This window comes from Streptomyces sp. NPDC059850, from assembly GCF_042731515.1.
GTDB lineage: Bacteria > Actinomycetota > Actinomycetes > Streptomycetales > Streptomycetaceae > Streptomyces.
Genome location: NZ_JBHWJI010000013.1, coordinates 44,222 through 59,301 on the forward strand (window position 1 = coordinate 44,222; position 15,080 = coordinate 59,301).

General features: G+C 72.9%; 12 protein-coding genes. 10 read left to right on the forward strand and 2 right to left on the reverse strand.

What is annotated here, in order from left to right:
• Nucleotides 1-87 precede the first annotated feature (87 nt).
• Entirely contained in the window at nucleotides 88-1,506 is a 1,419-nt protein-coding gene (locus tag ACFV9T_RS13130; RefSeq protein WP_385439378.1) for a sugar porter family MFS transporter, read from the forward strand.
• A gap of 42 nt (nucleotides 1,507-1,548) precedes the next feature.
• Here the strand turns inward: ACFV9T_RS13130 and ACFV9T_RS13135 are convergent, their stop codons facing one another.
• Nucleotides 1,549-2,535, reverse strand: a complete 987-nt coding sequence (locus ACFV9T_RS13135) for an LLM class flavin-dependent oxidoreductase (RefSeq protein ID WP_385439380.1) — start codon at nucleotides 2,533-2,535, stop codon at nucleotides 1,549-1,551.
• Nucleotides 2,536-2,740: 205 nt separating this feature from the next.
• On the opposite strand from ACFV9T_RS13135, the gene ACFV9T_RS13140 reads away from it, so the two are divergent.
• The 5 genes from ACFV9T_RS13140 to ftsY all read left to right on the forward strand — a co-directional run bounded on the left by ACFV9T_RS13140 (nucleotide 2,741) and on the right by ftsY (nucleotide 7,719).
• A complete protein-coding gene (locus tag ACFV9T_RS13140) occupies nucleotides 2,741-3,133 on the forward strand; it encodes a hypothetical protein (protein WP_385439381.1) in 393 nt (130 codons plus the stop codon).
• A 164-nt stretch (nucleotides 3,134-3,297) separates the two neighbouring features.
• A complete protein-coding gene (locus tag ACFV9T_RS13145) occupies nucleotides 3,298-3,576 on the forward strand; it encodes a hypothetical protein (protein ID WP_385439384.1) in 279 nt (92 codons plus the stop codon).
• A 1-nt stretch (nucleotide 3,577) separates the two neighbouring features.
• Entirely contained in the window at nucleotides 3,578-5,722 is a 2,145-nt protein-coding gene (locus ACFV9T_RS13150) for a sensor histidine kinase (RefSeq protein ID WP_385439385.1), read from the forward strand.
• Nucleotides 5,719-6,423 (forward strand): response regulator, encoded by a 705-nt coding sequence (locus tag ACFV9T_RS13155; RefSeq protein WP_385439387.1) that lies wholly within the window; start codon nucleotides 5,719-5,721, stop codon nucleotides 6,421-6,423. Before ACFV9T_RS13150 ends, ACFV9T_RS13155 begins: the two co-directional genes overlap by 4 nt.
• Before the next feature lie 69 nt (nucleotides 6,424-6,492).
• On the forward strand, nucleotides 6,493-7,719 hold the full coding sequence (gene ftsY, locus ACFV9T_RS13160; RefSeq protein ID WP_385439389.1) for a signal recognition particle-docking protein FtsY: 1,227 nt from the start codon (nucleotides 6,493-6,495) through the stop codon (nucleotides 7,717-7,719).
• Between the two features lie 92 nt (nucleotides 7,720-7,811).
• Here the strand turns inward: ftsY and ACFV9T_RS13165 are convergent, their stop codons facing one another.
• Nucleotides 7,812-8,471 (reverse strand): bifunctional DNA primase/polymerase, encoded by a 660-nt coding sequence (locus ACFV9T_RS13165; RefSeq protein ID WP_385439391.1) that lies wholly within the window; start codon nucleotides 8,469-8,471, stop codon nucleotides 7,812-7,814.
• A 443-nt stretch (nucleotides 8,472-8,914) separates the two neighbouring features.
• Here ACFV9T_RS13165 and ACFV9T_RS13170 point away from each other — a divergent pair, with 443 nt between their 5' ends.
• The 4 genes from ACFV9T_RS13170 (at nucleotide 8,915) to ACFV9T_RS13185 (ending at nucleotide 14,911) form a co-directional block, all read left to right on the forward strand.
• Complete coding sequence (locus ACFV9T_RS13170) at nucleotides 8,915-10,417, forward strand: hypothetical protein (protein ID WP_385439609.1); 1,503 nt, start codon at nucleotides 8,915-8,917, stop codon at nucleotides 10,415-10,417.
• 207 nt (nucleotides 10,418-10,624) lie between these two features.
• The gene (locus ACFV9T_RS13175) at nucleotides 10,625-12,004 is read left to right on the forward strand and encodes an ammonium transporter (RefSeq protein ID WP_385439393.1); all 1,380 of its coding nucleotides are present in this window, start codon (nucleotides 10,625-10,627) and stop codon (nucleotides 12,002-12,004) included.
• Nucleotides 12,001-12,339, forward strand: coding sequence for a P-II family nitrogen regulator (locus ACFV9T_RS13180; protein WP_358621118.1), 339 nt, complete (start codon nucleotides 12,001-12,003; stop codon nucleotides 12,337-12,339). Before ACFV9T_RS13175 ends, ACFV9T_RS13180 begins: the two co-directional genes overlap by 4 nt.
• A gap of 58 nt (nucleotides 12,340-12,397) precedes the next feature.
• Nucleotides 12,398-14,911, forward strand: coding sequence for a [protein-PII] uridylyltransferase (locus tag ACFV9T_RS13185; RefSeq protein WP_385439395.1), 2,514 nt, complete (start codon nucleotides 12,398-12,400; stop codon nucleotides 14,909-14,911).
• The last annotated feature ends 169 nt before the right edge of the window (nucleotides 14,912-15,080 follow it).

The window sequence follows — 15,080 nt, forward strand, 5'->3', positions numbered from 1 at the left end:
GTGGCCGACCTCTCCGGCTCCGCCTCCACCGGAAGGGTCTGCCCCCCACGTCCGGCAGCGTTGCCGGACGGGCCACAGGAGTTCACGTTGTCCACCACCGTGCAGGCACAGGGGTCCGAAGGCCGCAAGGCCAAGCCGGACCATCTCGGCCATGTCATCTTCATTACCGCTGCCGCCGCGATGGGCGGCTTTCTCTTCGGCTACGACAGCTCGGTGATCAACGGAGCGGTCGAGGCCATCCGCGGCCGGTACGACATCGGGTCCGCCGCCCTCGCCCAGGTCGTCGCCATCGCACTGATCGGTTCGGCCATCGGCGCGGCCACCGCGGGCCGGATAGCCGACCGGATCGGCCGGATCCGCGTCATGCAGATCGCCGCCGTGCTGTTCACCGTGAGCGCGGTCGGCTCGGCACTGCCGTTCGCCCTGTGGGACCTGGCCATGTGGCGGGTGCTCGGCGGCATCGGCATCGGCATGGCGTCCGTGATCGGCCCGGCCTACATCGCCGAGGTCGCCCCGCCCGCGTACCGCGGCCGGCTCGCCTCGTTCCAGCAGGCCGCGATCGTCATCGGCATCGCCGTCTCCCAGCTCGTCAACTACGGCATCCTCAACCTGGCCGACGGCGACCAGCGCGGCAAGATCGCCGGTCTTGAGGCCTGGCAGTGGATGCTCGGGGTCATGGTCATCCCGGCCGTCGTGTACGGGCTGCTCTCCTTCGCCATCCCCGAGTCCCCCCGCTACCTGATCTCGGTCGGCCGGAACGACCAGGCCAAGAAGGTCCTGGCGGAGGTCGAGGGCAAGGCCGTCGACCTGGACGTCCGGGTCGACGAGATCGAGCAGGCGATGCGCAGCGAGCACAAGTCGACGTTCAAGGACCTGCTCGGCGGCCGGTTCGGGCTGCTGCCGGTCGTGTGGATCGGCGTCGGACTCTCGGTCTTCCAGCAGCTTGTCGGCATCAACGTGGCCTTCTACTACTCCTCGACGCTGTGGCAGTCCGTCGGAGTCGACCCGAGCAGCTCGTTCTTCTACTCCTTCACCACGTCGATCATCAACATCCTCGGCACCGTGATCGCGATGATCTTCGTCGACAAGATCGGCCGTAAGCCGCTCGCGCTCATCGGCTCGATCGGCATGGCGCTCTCGCTCGCGCTGGTGGCCTGGGCCTTCTCCGCGAACCTGGTGGACGGCAAGCTTCCGCACACCGAGGGCGTCGTGGCGCTGGTCGCGGCCCACGCGTTCGTGCTCTTCTTCGCGCTCTCCTGGGGCGTGGTCGTCTGGGTGCTGCTCGGCGAGATGTTCCCGAACAAGATCCGCGCCGCCGCCCTGGGCGTCGCCGCCTCCGCGCAGTGGATCGCCAACTGGGCCATCACCGCCAGCTTCCCGAGCCTGTCGGAGTGGAACCTCTCCGCGACCTACATCCTCTACACGGCCTTCGCCGTGCTCTCGATCCCGTTCATCCTCAAGTGGGTGCCGGAGACCAAGGGCAAGGCGTTGGAGGAGATGGGCTAACCCCCCGCCGCCCACTCCTCACCCCAAGAGAACTGCCCCGCCTCACTCCTTGAGGCGGGGCAGCACTCGTTCCGCGAACAGCCGCAAGCCCCGCCACCCCTCCTCGACCGGCATCCCGCCGCACAGCGGATGCAGCACCAGGCTCGCCTGCTCGCCGCTCTGCCGCGCGTACGCCACGCACTCCTCGGGCGTGACGATCCGGTAGACGCCCTCGCGGCGCAGCGCCCCCGCGTCCGCGGCGTGCGAGCGGACCGCCGAGCGCACCGCGCCCGACTGCCAGGACGCGTACGTGCGCGCCTCGTGCAGCAGATGCTCCCCGTACAGCGCCCAGGCCCGGTCCGGGTCCTCGGCGATGTGCAGCAGCGGGGTGACCGCCGGGGGCATCAGGCACCAGCCGTCGGTCCCGTACTCCATGCGCCGCGCGTGGTAGTACCCCTCCAGCTCCGGCAGATGAGCGCTCGGGAAGAACGGCAGCCCCAGCCGGGCCGCGCGCCGGGCCGCCGCCTTCGAACTGCCGCCGACCAGCAGCAGCGGATGCGGCTGGGTGTACGGGCGCGGGGTGACCCGCACGGTGCGGCCCTGGTACGCGAACGGCTCGCCCGTCCACGCCGCGAGCAGCGTCTCCAGCGCCTCGTCCTGGAGCGCGCCGCGCCCCGGCCAGTCCTTGCCGTGCGCCGCGTACTCCTCCGGCCGGTAGCCGATCCCGGCCACCGTGATCAGCCGTCCGCCGCTGGCCAGGTCGAGCACCGCGATGTCCTCGGCCAGCCGCAGCGGGTCGTACAGCGGGGTGATCAGCGCGGAGACCGTCACGGTGATCCGGCGGGTGGCGCCGAGCACCGTGCCCGCGAAGACCAGCGGCGCGGGCAGCCAGCCGTTCGCGGCGCCGTGGTGCTCCTCGGTCTGGACGGTGGAGATGCCCCGTTCGTCGGCGTAGGCGGCCATGTCGAGGGCGGCGCGGTACCGCTCGGCCAGTGCGCGCGGAGTGGCGGCGGGATCGACGAGGTTGAGGCGTACGACCGTGACGGCCATGGCGGAGGGTCCCCCTTCGGCGCGGGGCGGGCGGGAGCGGGCCACCGGACCGTAGCTGACGGAACGTCAAATCGCCACCACGAGGCGCCGGGCGGAGCCGGGACGGATGACTCATGCGCCTGGGACGCGGGGCGCGCGAATCTCATCCTGGGCCCGGCGAGCCGGGCCCGGGAACCACATCGCACCATCACCCGAGGAGGGGCGCATGATCACCACGGGGGAAACGCTCATCACCACATCCGACATCGACGACCTGGTCGGCCGGGTCCGGCTCGGCGCGGGTGACACCCGGGAACTGGAGGCCGCGAAGGAAGCGCTCTTCGCGGGCGGGCTCACCCCCGCCGAGGCACAGCGCATCCGTCAGCGGCTGATGGTCACCGCGCTGCGCCACGGCGGCGATCTCCTCGCCAAGGTGCTCGGGCGGCTCACCCCGCGCGAGACCGCCATGGTGCGCCGCTACGCCCACCGGCTCGCCAACTACCTGGACACCCTGGACATCTGGGCCGCGCAGCCCGTCATGCTCACCCTGATGCGGTACGGAATCCCCTACGACGAGGCCGAGTCGATCGCCGTCGCCATCCTCTTCCAGGTCTGGTGACAGGTCTGGCAGCGGGCGCGGTGGAGCCGCGATGAACCGGAAAGGGTGAACGCGCCACCGGAACGCGGGTGCGGGCGGGTCACCGGTTCGGGTGGGGCATGCCGTCCGCGCACTTCAGCGCCGTGGAGCGGGGTAAGGCACGGGCGAGTACCAGGAGGTTGAAGATGCGACTTTCCCGAATCCGCGCCACCACGGCGCTCGGCCTGCTCGCGGGAACCGTCATGTGGACCGCCAGTGCCTCCCCCGCCACCGCCTCCGGTGGCGCGGGGTGGCGCGAGGAAGGGCACTTCGACACCCAGGGCGCCTGCCGGAAGGCGGGACAGGCCGGGGTGGAGAAGAGCAAGTGGGACGAGTACAAGTGCCGCCCCGGCCGCAGCGCCAACTACGTCACGCTGTGGGTCCGGGGCGGCGGCGCGCGCCTCACCGGGCCGACCGCCGGCTGACATGCGGCACGCCCTTCCGAAAGACCGTGCCGTGCAGGCCGCGGGCGGGGTGTCGGCGCTGTTCGTCGTGGTGCTGGCGGGCTGGCTCGCCGGTCTGCTGCGGATCAACGACCAGTGGCTCGACCTGTCCTCCACCCGCATGCGTGGCACCACGCTCCTGACCTCGGTGGCCGTGGGCGTCCCGGTGCTCGGCGTCGGCGTCCTGCTGCTCGCCGAGCGGTCCGCCCGGCGCTACGGCGGAGTGCTGCTGGTGGCGGGCGCCCTGTGGCTGCTGCCCTCGGCCGTCGCCGACCTGCTGGGGCCCGCCGGGCTCGGACCGGCGGGCGCCGCCCTGTCCCTGTTGCTCGCGGTGGCCGCCATGGTCTGCCGGCCGCTGACCGTCCTGCTGCTGCCGCTGTGGCTCTTCCCGCGCGGCGCCAAGCGGCGCTGGCACTGGTGGGCCATGAGCGCGGCCGCCTCCGCCTACTGGCTCGGTTACGCCGCGCTGTGGCTGATCAGCGAGCCACGGGTCGGCGCGGTCACCAACCCCGCCTTCCACACCGCGGGCGGCCAATGGGCCTTCGACCACCTCGACACCTACGCGGCGGCGGAACCCTGGGTGCTGCGCAGCGTGGCGGTCGCCGTCACCGCCGCCCTGTGCTGCCGCGCCGCCGTCTCCGGCGGCGCCGAGCGGCGCGACTGGGCTCTGCTGGCCGCCGCCTACCCGGCCTGCGTCTCGCTCCTGCTGTCGGAGTGGGGCGAGGGCATGCCCACCATCGCCGCCCGCACCCTCGGCAGCGCGGTCTGGGCGGCCGCCATCTGTCTGGGCGTCGCCCGCACCGGGATCTGGCGGCTCGACCGCTCCACCAGCCACCGGCTCGCCCGCGCCTTCGTCCTCACCTCGTTCGCCGCCGTCGTCGTCTGCGCCGCCGTCGCCGTGCAGGCCGGACTCCCCTCCGTACGCGACGGGACCACCGTCGTCGCCGTCGGCGGAGCCCTGCTGCTGGGCTGGGCCCTGCGGCCGTCCGCCCGCTGGCTCACCCTCCGCGTCGAGCGCGCCTTCTACGGGCCCCGGGCCCGGCCGCACGAAGCCGTCAGCGCCCTGGCCGTACGCCTGCAACAGGCCCCGCACCCCGGCGAGGTGCCCCAGCAGATCTGCCGCAGCGCCGTCGAGGACCTCGGCGTCTCCGGGGCCGCCGTCAGCGTCGACACCCGCGCCGGGCCCCGTCGCCTGGCCGACGCCGGGGCGCCGCTCACCGGCCGCGTCCAGACCTACCCGCTGCGCCACCACGGCCGCACCGTCGGGCGGCTCGAAGTCTCCCGCGACGGCTCCGGCACCCCCGCCGAGCGCGACAGCGGGCTGCTGTCCCTCCTCGCCGACCAGGCCGCCCCCGCGCTCGCCGCCCTGTGGCTGGCCGAGGAGGCCCAGGCCGCCCGCGAGCGGCTGGTGCTCGCCCGCGAACAGGAGCGGCGCAGGCTGCGCCGGGAGATCCACGACGGCCTCGGGCCCCAACTCGCCGCCGTACGGCTGCGCCTGGACATCGCCCAGACCTCCTGCCCGCCCGGCCACCCGGCCTGCGTCCAGCTCTCCGAGGCCGCCGAAACCCTCGCCGAGGCGCTGGTCGAGGTGCGCCGCATCACCGCCGGGCTCGCCCCGGCCGCCCTCGCCGAGCGCGGCCTCGCCGGTGCGGTGCGGGACCTGGCGCGGCGGCTCGGCGTGGACGGGCTGCGGGTGAGCGTGGCCAGCCGACCCGCCGTCCTGCCCCCGCTGTCGCCGGGGGTGGAGACCGCTGCGTACCGGATCGCGGCCGAGTCGCTCACCAACGCCGTACGACACGCCCGGGCGCGCCAGGTCCGGGTCGAACTCGCCACCGACCCCGACACCCCCGAAACCCTCGACATCACGATCACCGACGACGGCAGCGGACTTCCGGAGACCGCGGTGCGCGGCGTCGGGCTGGCCTCGGTCCGGGAGCGGGCCGAGGAGATCGGCGGCTCCTGCACGGTCACCGGCTCCGCGACCGGCACCGTGGTGCACGCGGTGCTGCCGCTCATCGGCCCGGGGGAGCACGAGGACCCAGAGGAACACCTGGAGCACACCGGATGCCGGTCCTGTACGACACTCATCACCCAGGCCAAGCCCAGAGAGAGGACCCCGGCGCCATGACCGCGCCGGTGGGCGCCCCGGTGGGCGCCGCCGTGACCGCCCCTGTGGACACCGCGCAGTGGCGCGTCCTGCTCGTCGACGACCATCCGCTCTTCCGCGAGGGCCTGGCCGCCGCCCTCAACCTGGACGACGCCTTCACCGTCGTCGGCCAGGCGGCCTGCGCGGACGAGGCGGTCGCCGAGGCGGGGCGGGCCGCGCCCGATCTGGTGGTGATGGACCTCGGGCTGCCCGGCCGGTCCGGTCTGGAGGCCACCCGGCGCATCCTGTGCGCCCGCCCCGAGGCGCGGGTGATGGTCATGACGATGTCCGAGGACGACGACAGCCTGCTGGCCGCCGTGCGCGCCGGGGCTCGTGGCTATCTCCTCAAGGGAGCGGGCCGGGACGAGATCCTGCGCGCCCTGCACACGGTGGTGCGCGGCGGCGCCGTCTTCAGCCCGCGCATGGCGGAGCGGCTGGGGGTGCTGCTGGGCGCCTCCGGCGCGGCGTCGGCCAAGGAGGCGTTCCCGACGCTCACCGCGCGCGAGCGGGAGGTGCTGGACCTGCTCGCGGGCGGGCTCGGCTACCGGCAGATCGCCCAGCGGCTGGTGGTCACGGACAAGACCGTGCGCAACCATGTCGGCTCGATCTTCGCCAAGCTCCAAGTGCACGACCGGGCCCAGGCGATCGTCCGGGCCCGCGAAGCCGGGCTCGGCGGCGAGTGACGAGGCGGACGATGAGGCGATGACGAGGCGAATGACTCGCTTGGCCATGTGTCTGATACTGGGTGGGTTATGGAATTCGTCATCCTTGCTGTAGTCATCGCTGTGGTCGCGCTCGCCGCGATCAGCGGGCTTGTGATCAGCAGCCGCAAGAAGAAGCGACTGCCCCCGGCACCGCCGAGCAGCCCGTCCGTCACCGCGCCGCCCGCCGAACCGCACGTCGGCGAGGAGGCCGAAACCCCGCGCGAGGAACCGCGCAGAACCATCGAAGAGGTGGACCTGCCCGGCGCCGAGGCGCCGGCCGCGCCCGCGGAGGCCGCCGCCCCCGCCGCGCCGGAGGCCCCGCCGGTCGAGGTCCCGGAGCCGACCGCCGGACGGCTGGTCCGGCTGCGCGCCCGGCTGTCCCGTTCCCAGACGACTCTGGGCAAGGGGCTGCTCACGCTGCTCTCCCGTGAGCACCTCGACGACGACACCTGGGAGGAGATCGAGGACACGCTGCTGACCGCCGACGTCGGCGTCGCCCCGACCCAGGAGCTGGTCGAGCGGCTGCGTGAGCGCGTCAAGGTGCTCGGCACCCGCAGCCCCGAGGAGCTGCGCGGGCTGCTGCGCGAGGAGCTGCTGCACCTCGTCGGCACCGAGGCCGACCGCACCGTGCACACCGAGAGCGGGGTGGGGGCGAACGGCGAGGAGAAGCCGGGCGTCGTCATGGTCGTCGGGGTCAACGGCACCGGCAAGACCACCACCACCGGCAAGCTGGCCCGGGTCCTGGTGGCCGACGGCAAGTCGGTCGTGCTGGGCGCGGCGGACACCTTCCGGGCGGCCGCCGCCGATCAGCTGCAGACCTGGGGCGAGCGGGTCGGCGCCCGTACGGTCCGCGGCCCCGAGGGCGGCGACCCGGCGTCGGTCGGCTTCGACGCGGTGAAGGAGGGCATCGCCGAGTCCGCGGACGTCGTCCTCATCGACACCGCCGGGCGGCTGCACACCAAGACCGGTCTGATGGACGAGCTGGGCAAGGTCAAGCGGGTCGTGGAGAAGCACGGCACGGTGGACGAGGTGCTGCTCGTGCTCGACGCCACCACGGGGCAGAACGGCCTGGTGCAGGCGCGGGTCTTCCGCGAGGTGGTGGACATCACCGGCATCGTGCTCACCAAGCTGGACGGCACCGCCAAGGGCGGCATCGTCGTCGCGGTCCAGCGCGAACTGGGCGTACCGGTCAAGCTGATCGGACTGGGCGAGGGCGCGGACGATCTGGCGCCGTTCGAGCCGGAGGCGTTCGTCGACGCGCTGATCGGCGACTGATCCGGTCCCGCACCGCCGGACGGGCTTGAATCGACCATCGATTCAAGCCCGTCCGGCGTTTGTCCGGCTGTCCGGCGTTGTACGGGAAGGACTCAGGACCCGGCGCGGTGGCTCACATAGGCGAGGGTGCCCAGCACCAGCCGGGCGTGCGGCGGGTGGCCCGCCGTGTCGAGGGTCGGCGGGCGCAGCCAGCGCACCGGCCCCAGGCCCCCGAGGTCGGAGGGCGGCGCGGTGATGTGGTCGCCCTTCCCTAAGCAGCGCAGATCGAGGTCCGCGTCGTCCCAGCCCATGCGGTAGAGCAGCTCGGGGAGTTCGGCCGCGGCCCCCGGTTCGACGAAGAACTGGGCGCGCCCGTGCGGGGTGACGGCGACCGGGCCGAGCGGCAGCCCCATCCGCTCCAGCCGCACCAGGGCGTGCCGCCCCGCGTACTCGGCCACCTCCAGGACGTCGAACGACCGGCCCACCGGCAGCAGCACGGCCGCCCCCGGGACCTCCTCCCACGCCGCCGCGGCGGCGTCGAGCGTGGCGCCTGCGGGCACGCCGGGGACGAAGCCGAGCGGATGGGCGCCGGGGGCGGGGCAGTCGGCCGCACCGCAGGAGCATTCGCCCGAACCGCGCGCGGCCCGGGCGCCCGGCACCACGTCCCAGCCCCACAGCCCGGTGTACTCCGCCACCGTGGTGGACTCGGACGTACGGCCGCGGCGCCGTGAGCCGGACCGCATCTCCCGGATGCCGCCGATCGTGAAGCCCATGCCCCCTCCAACGGGTCGCGCTCTCGATGGTTACGAGCCGGAGCGCACTCATGACGCTCCGTCGCCGAAGTGGTGCGGCAGGTGGTGTGTCGCGGTGTAACGGGTGGTGCGGAACGGCGCATGCGCCCCGCTGTGCACCTCTTCGCGTTCTTCCGGTCGCTCCGTGTCAAGTGAATCGTGTGAATCGGTGAAGGGGTTCATTCGAAGGGGTGGCGAATGGTGGCGTTTTCCCGATCCACCTCGCATGGGGCGTGATCGTAGGATTACTTTCGGTGCACGATCCCCGGTTGCGAGCATATGCCCGGCCGCGGTCCGGTACTTGCCACTGGCAAGGGCCGGTTCCCGTGGCGGACGGTTGATGCGCCGTATCGCGGGGACAACTGACCGTGACAGAAGGCATTCTGGTGGCGGTCCGGGAAGATTCGTGGGATGGGGGCGTTCCGGTGGGCGACAGCGGCGGCGGTGCTGACAAGCGACCCAACGCGCAGCTGGGATCGTGGTTTGTGCGCAGCGGCTGGTCGAAGGGGGAGCTGGCCCGCCAAGTGAACCGCAGGGCGCGTCAGTTAGGCGCGCATCACATCAGTACGGACACCTCGCGGGTGCGCCGCTGGCTGGATGGGGAACAGCCGCGCGAGCCGATCCCGCAGATCCTCTCCGAGCTGTTCTCCGAGCGCTTCGGCTGTGTGGTCGGCATCGAGGACCTGGGGCTGCGCCCCGCCCACCGGTCACCGTCCGTGTCCGGAGTGGATCTTCCGTGGGCCGGTCCCGAGACCGTCGCGCTGATCGGCGAGTTCTCCCGCAGCGACCTCATGCTCGCCCGGCGCGGCTTCCTCGGCACCTCCCTCGCCCTCTCGGCGGGCCCCGCCCTCATCGAGCCGATGCAGCGCTGGCTGGTGCCCTCGCCGAGCGGGGCGCCCGGCGGCGCGCGCGCGGCGGACAGCGGCCGCTCACGGCGCATCTCCCGGCTCTCCGAACCGGAGCTGGAGCTGCTGGAGTCCACCATCACGATGTTCCGCGCCTGGGACGCCCAGTGCGGCGGCGGGCTGCGCCGCAAGGCGGTGGTCGGCCAGCTGCACGAGGTCACCGACCTGCTCCAGGAGTCGCATACCGAGGCGGTGTCCAAGCGGCTGTTCAAGGTCGCGGGCGAGCTGGCCGAGCTGGCCGGGTGGATGAGCTACGACATCGGGCTCCAGCCCACCGCCCAGAAGTACTTCGTCCTCGCGCTGCACGCCGCCAAGGAGTCCGGCGACCGCCCCCTCGGCTCGTACATCCTCTCCAGCATGAGCCGCCAGATGATCCACGTCGGGCGGCCCGACGACGCGCTGGAGCTGATCCACCTCGCGCAGTACGGCAGCCGGGAGAGCGCCACCCCGCGCACCCAGGCCATGCTGTATGCGATGGAGGGCCGGGCGTACGCCAACATGGGCCAGCCCAGCAAGTGCCACCGCGCCGTCAAGATGGCCGAGGACACCTTCGCCGACTGCGCCACGGGCGACGGCGACCCGAACTGGATCGGCTTCTTCTCCGAGGCCGAGCTGAACGCGGAGAACGCCCACTCCTACCGCGACCTCGCCTATGTCGCGGGCCGCAGCCCCACCTACGCCCAGCTCGCCGACCCGGTGATGCGCAACGCCGTGCGCCTCTTCGGCGAGGAGACCGCCGAGGGTGGGGGCGGGCACCAGCGTTCGTATGCGCTCAACCTGATCGGCATGGCCACCGTCCACCTCCTCCAGAAGCAGCCCGAGCAGTGCGTGGAGGTCGCCCAGAAGGCGCTGCCGCTCGCCCAGCGCATCCGCTCGGAGCGGGTGAACAACCGCCTCCGCAAGACCGTGGACACGGCGGTGCGCCACTTCGGGGACGTGCCCGAGGTCGTCGAGCTGAGCGACAGGCTCGTCGAAATGCTGCCCGATTCCCCGGACGAGACGGGCTCCCCCCGGGCCGTCTGAGGCGGCCCGGAGCGGGTTGCGACACGGTAACGGAGCGGAAGGACCGCTTACCGTCAATTCATCGGCGCGTAACACGCCCGCGCCCTTCGTCACTGCCGCGAAACATCGAGCGGCATCGACTGAAACGGCGCTGCGCCAATCTCGTGGCGAATACCGGCCCTTTTGTTTATTGCCCGCACGGGCCGTTTCGACAGCGAGGAGACGCCGATGCCAGTGGGCATCACGACGCTTGCCGCGGACAAGATCACGCCCGATGACGCACTCAGCGCGGCCAACACCGGGTTCATGCTGCTGTGCGCCGCGCTGGTCCTGATCATGACGCCCGGCCTTGCCTTCTTCTACGGCGGCATGGTCCGCGTCAAAAGCGTGCTGAACATGCTGATGATGAGCTTCATCAGCATCGGCATCGTCACCGTCCTGTGGGTCCTCTACGGCTTCAGCGTCGCGTTCGACCAGGGCAATGACCTGTTCGGCGGCTTCGACTGGCTGGGCATGCACAACATCGGGCTGACCGAGCTGTGGCCCGGCTACACGATTCCGATCTATGTCTTCGCCCTGTTCCAGATGATGTTCGCGATCATCACCCCGGCGCTGATCAGCGGCGCCCTCGCGGACCGCGTGAAGTTCACCGCCTGGGCGGTGTTCATCGCCCTGTGGGCGACGGTCGTCTACTTCCCGGTCGCGCACTGGGTGTGGGCCGCCGACGGCTGGGCCTTCAAGCTCGGCGTGATCGACTTCGCGGGTGGTACCGCCGTCCACATCAACGCGGGCGCCGCCGCGCTCGGCGTGATCCTCGTCATCGGCAAGCGGGTCGGCTTCAAGAAGGACCCGATGCGGCCGCACAGCCTGCCGCTGGTCATGCTCGGCGCCGGTCTGCTGTGGTTCGGCTGGTTCGGCTTCAACGGCGGCTCCTGGCTCGGCGCCGACGGCGTCACCGCGGCCGCCTTCACCAACACCCAGGTCGCCACCGCCTCCGCGATGCTCGGCTGGCTCGCGTACGAGAAGATCCGGCACGGCTCCTTCACCACCCTCGGCGCCGCCTCCGGCGCGGTCTCCGGACTCGTCGCGATCACCCCGGCCTGCGGCGCGGTCAGCCCGCTCGGCGCGATCGCGATCGGCGTCATCGCCGGTGTCGTCTGCGCCATGGCGGTCGGCCTGAAGTACAAGTTCGGCTACGACGACTCGCTCGACGTCATCGGCGTCCACATGGTCGGCGGCCTCATCGGCTCGCTGCTCATCGGCCTCTTCGCCACCGGCCGGGTGCAGAGCGAGGCCAAGGGCCTGTTCTACGGCGGCGACGCCAGCCAGCTCGGCAAGCAGGCCGCCGGTGCCTTCGCGGTCCTCGCCTACTCCCTGATCGTCTCCGCGATCCTGGCCAAGGTCGTCGACCTGGTCATGGGCTTCCGGGTGGACGAGGACGACGAGGTCGCCGGGATCGACCAGGTCGAGCACGCCGAGACGGCGTACGACTTCGCGGGCGCGGGCGGCGGCACCTCCCTCGGCGGCCTCCAGGCGGCGGCGCACTCGGCGGCCGGTGAGGCGAAGAAGAAGGACGCCAAGAAGGACCCGAAGAAGGTGGACGCGTGAAGCTCATCACGGCGGTTGTGAAGCCGCACCGGCTCGACGAGATCAAGGAAGCCCTCCAGGCGTTCGGCGTGCAGGGCCTGACCGTCACCGAGGCCAGCGGCTACGGGCGCCAGCGCGGCCACACCGAGGTCTACCGGGGCGCGGAGTACACCGTCGACCTGGTGCCCAAGGTCCGCATCGAGGTGCTGGCCGAGGACGAGGAAGCCGACGACCTCATCGAGGTCGTGGTCAAGGCCGCCCGCACCGGAAAGATCGGGGACGGCAAGGTCTGGAGCGTCCCCGTCGAGACCGCGGTCCGGGTCAGGACCGGCGAACGGGGCCCGGACGCGCTGTGACAGCAGCCGTGAGGCATCCAGCAAGCGCATGTCCAGCTGACAGGGAGCAGCCGAGTTGATGGAACGCGTCGAGGCAACGACAGAGACGACCACCGACTCGGGCCCCGGCGGCTACGCGGCGGCCCGGCTGCGGCTCCTCCAGGAGGAGTCGCGGTCCGGGCCGCCGCGCCGTAGCGCGCTGGCCGGACTCACCGACCAGTGGCTGGCCGCGCTGCTCACCGGCGGCGCCGAGACCTCCGGGATCACGGAGGGCGTCGCGCTGGTGGCGGTCGGCGGATACGGACGCGGCGAACTGTCCCCGCGCAGCGACCTCGACGTCGTCCTGCTGCACGACGGCTCCGCCGACCCCTCGGCCCTCGCCGCGCTGGCCGACCACGTCTGGTACCCCGTCTGGGACATGGGGCTGGCCCTCGACCACTCCGTACGCACCCCCGGCGAGGCCCGCAAGACCGCCGCCGAGGATCTGAAGGTCCAGCTCGGCCTGCTGGACGCCCGCCATCTCGCGGGAGACGCCGCCCTCACCGCGGGCCTGCGCACCTCCGTCTTCGCGGACTGGCGCGCCCAGGCCCCGAAGCGCCTGCCCGAGCTGCGCGAGCTGTGCCAGGAGCGTGCCGAGCGCCACGGCGAGCTGCAGTACCTGCTCGAACCCGACGTGAAAGAGGCTCGCGGCGGGCTGCGCGACGCCACCGCGCTGCGCGCCATCGCCGCCTCCTGGCTCGCCGACGCGCCCCGCGAGGGCCTGGACGAGGCCCGGCGGCTGCTGCTGGACACCCGCGACGCGCTCCACCTGGCCACCGGCCGGGCCACCGACCGGCTGTCCCTCCAGGAACAGGACCAGATCGCGGTGGCGGTCGGGCTGATGGACGCCGACGCCCTGCTGCGCCAGGTCTACGAGTCGGCCCGCACCATCGCGTACGCGAGCGATGTCACCTGGCGCGAGGTCGACCGGGTGCTGCGCGCCCGCTCGGCGAGCCGCCCGAGGCTGCGCGGACTGCTCGGCGGCCGCGGCCGCGGGGGCTCCGGCACCGGGCAGACGCCGGGGGAGCGCAGCCCGCTCGCCGAGGGCGTCGTCGAACAGGACGGCGAGGTGGTGCTCGCCCGCGCCGCGCGCCCCGAGCGCGACCCCGTGCTCCCCCTGCGGGCCGCCGCGGCCGCCGCCCAGGCCGGTCTTCCGCTCTCGCTGCACGCCGTACGGCGGCTGTCCGCCGCCTCGGGCCCGCTGCCGGTGCCGTGGCCGCCGGAGGCCCGGGAGGAACTGGTCACCCTGCTGGGCGCGGGCGAGTCCACCGTCCCGGTCTGGGAGGCGCTGGAGGCCGAGGGCCTGATCACCCGGCTGCTGCCGGACTGGGAGCGGGTGCGCTGCCGCCCGCAGCGCAACCCCGTGCACCGCTGGACCGTCGACCGCCATCTCGTGGAGACCGCGGTGCGCGCCAGCGCCCTCAGCCGCCGCGTCGGCCGCCCCGACCTGCTGCTGGTCGCCGCGCTGCTGCACGACATCGGCAAGGGCTGGCCCGGCGACCACTCGGTGGTGGGGGAGACCATCGTCCGGGACATGGCCGCCCGGATCGGCTTCGACCGCGCCGATGTGTCCGTCCTCGCCACCCTCGTACGTCACCATCTGCTCCTCGTCGAGACCGCCACCCGTCGCGACCTGGACGACCCGGCCACCGTGCGCTCGGTCGCCGAGGCGGTCCGCGCCCCCGCCACCCTGGAGTTGCTGCACGCCCTCACCGAGGCCGACGCGCTGGCCACCGGGCCAGCGGCGTGGAGCGCCTGGCGCGGCGCGCTCGTCGCCGACCTGGTCAAGCGGGTCGCCGCCGTCCTCGCGGGCGAGCCCGCGGCGGACCCGGACGACCCGCAGCAGATCACCGCCGAGCAGGAACGGCTCGCGATCGAGGCGTGCCGCACCGGCGGCCCGGTGCTGGCCCTGCACGCGAGGTCGGAAGCGCTGCCGTCCAGTGACTCGGCGACGGAACCGGAACCGATCGGCGTCGAGTTGCTGATCGCCGTCCCCGACCAGTCCGGAGTGCTGGCCGCGGCCGCCGGGGTGCTGGCCCTGCACCGGCTCACGGTCCGGGCGGCCGACCTGCGCGCCGTGGAGCTGCCGTCGGAGCTGGACGGCACGGACAAGCCCGGCGGCGTCCTGCTTCTGAGCTGGCGGGTAGCCGCCGAATACGGATCGCTGCCGCAGGCCGCGCGGCTGCGGAACGATCTGCTCCGGGCGCTGGACGGCTCGCTCGACATCGTCGCCCGGCTCGCCGAGCGCGAGGCCGCCTACCGCAAGTACCCGCGCCGCCGCGGCGTCCACGCCCCGCCCCCACGGGTGACGGTCGCGCCCGGCAGCTCACAGCTCGCCACCGTGATCGAGGTCCGCGCCCAGGACGTCCCCGGCCTCCTCCACCGCATCGGCCGCGCCCTGGAGGCGTCCGGTGTGACGGTCCGCAGCGCCCACGTCAGCACGCTGGGCGCGAACGCGGTCGATGCGTTCTACGTCACGGACCCCTCGGGCGCCCCGCTGTCCCCCATGCGCGCCGCGGAGCTGGCCCAAGAGGTAGAGCAGACCCTGCGCTAGGCCCCCACCGCTGTCCGCCGTTCGGCCACCGGCCTCCCCGACGCCGCGCAGCCGCGCACCCCGGAGCAGAGACGCCCTGCCCCCGCCCCTGCGCCGTTTGAGAAGTCGGTTCCGGGGCGGGGATACCTGACCTCCAGCCCCTGCGGCGTTTGAGCGGCCGGGGACCCCG

Bases quoted from the DNA above. Each gene is read 5' to 3' on its own strand.
- ACFV9T_RS13185 (WP_385439395.1), top strand. From the start codon at position 12,398: ATGGAACGCGTCGAGGCAACGACAGAGACGACCACCGACTCGGGCCCC.
- ACFV9T_RS13145 (WP_385439384.1), top strand. From the start codon at position 3,298: ATGCGACTTTCCCGAATCCGCGCCACCACGGCGCTCGGCCTGCTCGCG.
- ftsY (WP_385439389.1), top strand. From the start codon at position 6,493: ATGGAATTCGTCATCCTTGCTGTAGTCATCGCTGTGGTCGCGCTCGCC.
- ACFV9T_RS13175 (WP_385439393.1), top strand. From the start codon at position 10,625: ATGCCAGTGGGCATCACGACGCTTGCCGCGGACAAGATCACGCCCGAT.
- ACFV9T_RS13165 (WP_385439391.1), bottom strand. From the start codon at position 8,471: ATGGGCTTCACGATCGGCGGCATCCGGGAGATGCGGTCCGGCTCACGG.
- ACFV9T_RS13140 (WP_385439381.1), top strand. From the start codon at position 2,741: ATGATCACCACGGGGGAAACGCTCATCACCACATCCGACATCGACGAC.
- ACFV9T_RS13135 (WP_385439380.1), bottom strand. From the start codon at position 2,535: ATGGCCGTCACGGTCGTACGCCTCAACCTCGTCGATCCCGCCGCCACT.
- ACFV9T_RS13150 (WP_385439385.1), top strand. From the start codon at position 3,578: ATGCGGCACGCCCTTCCGAAAGACCGTGCCGTGCAGGCCGCGGGCGGG.
- ACFV9T_RS13155 (WP_385439387.1), top strand. From the start codon at position 5,719: ATGACCGCGCCGGTGGGCGCCCCGGTGGGCGCCGCCGTGACCGCCCCT.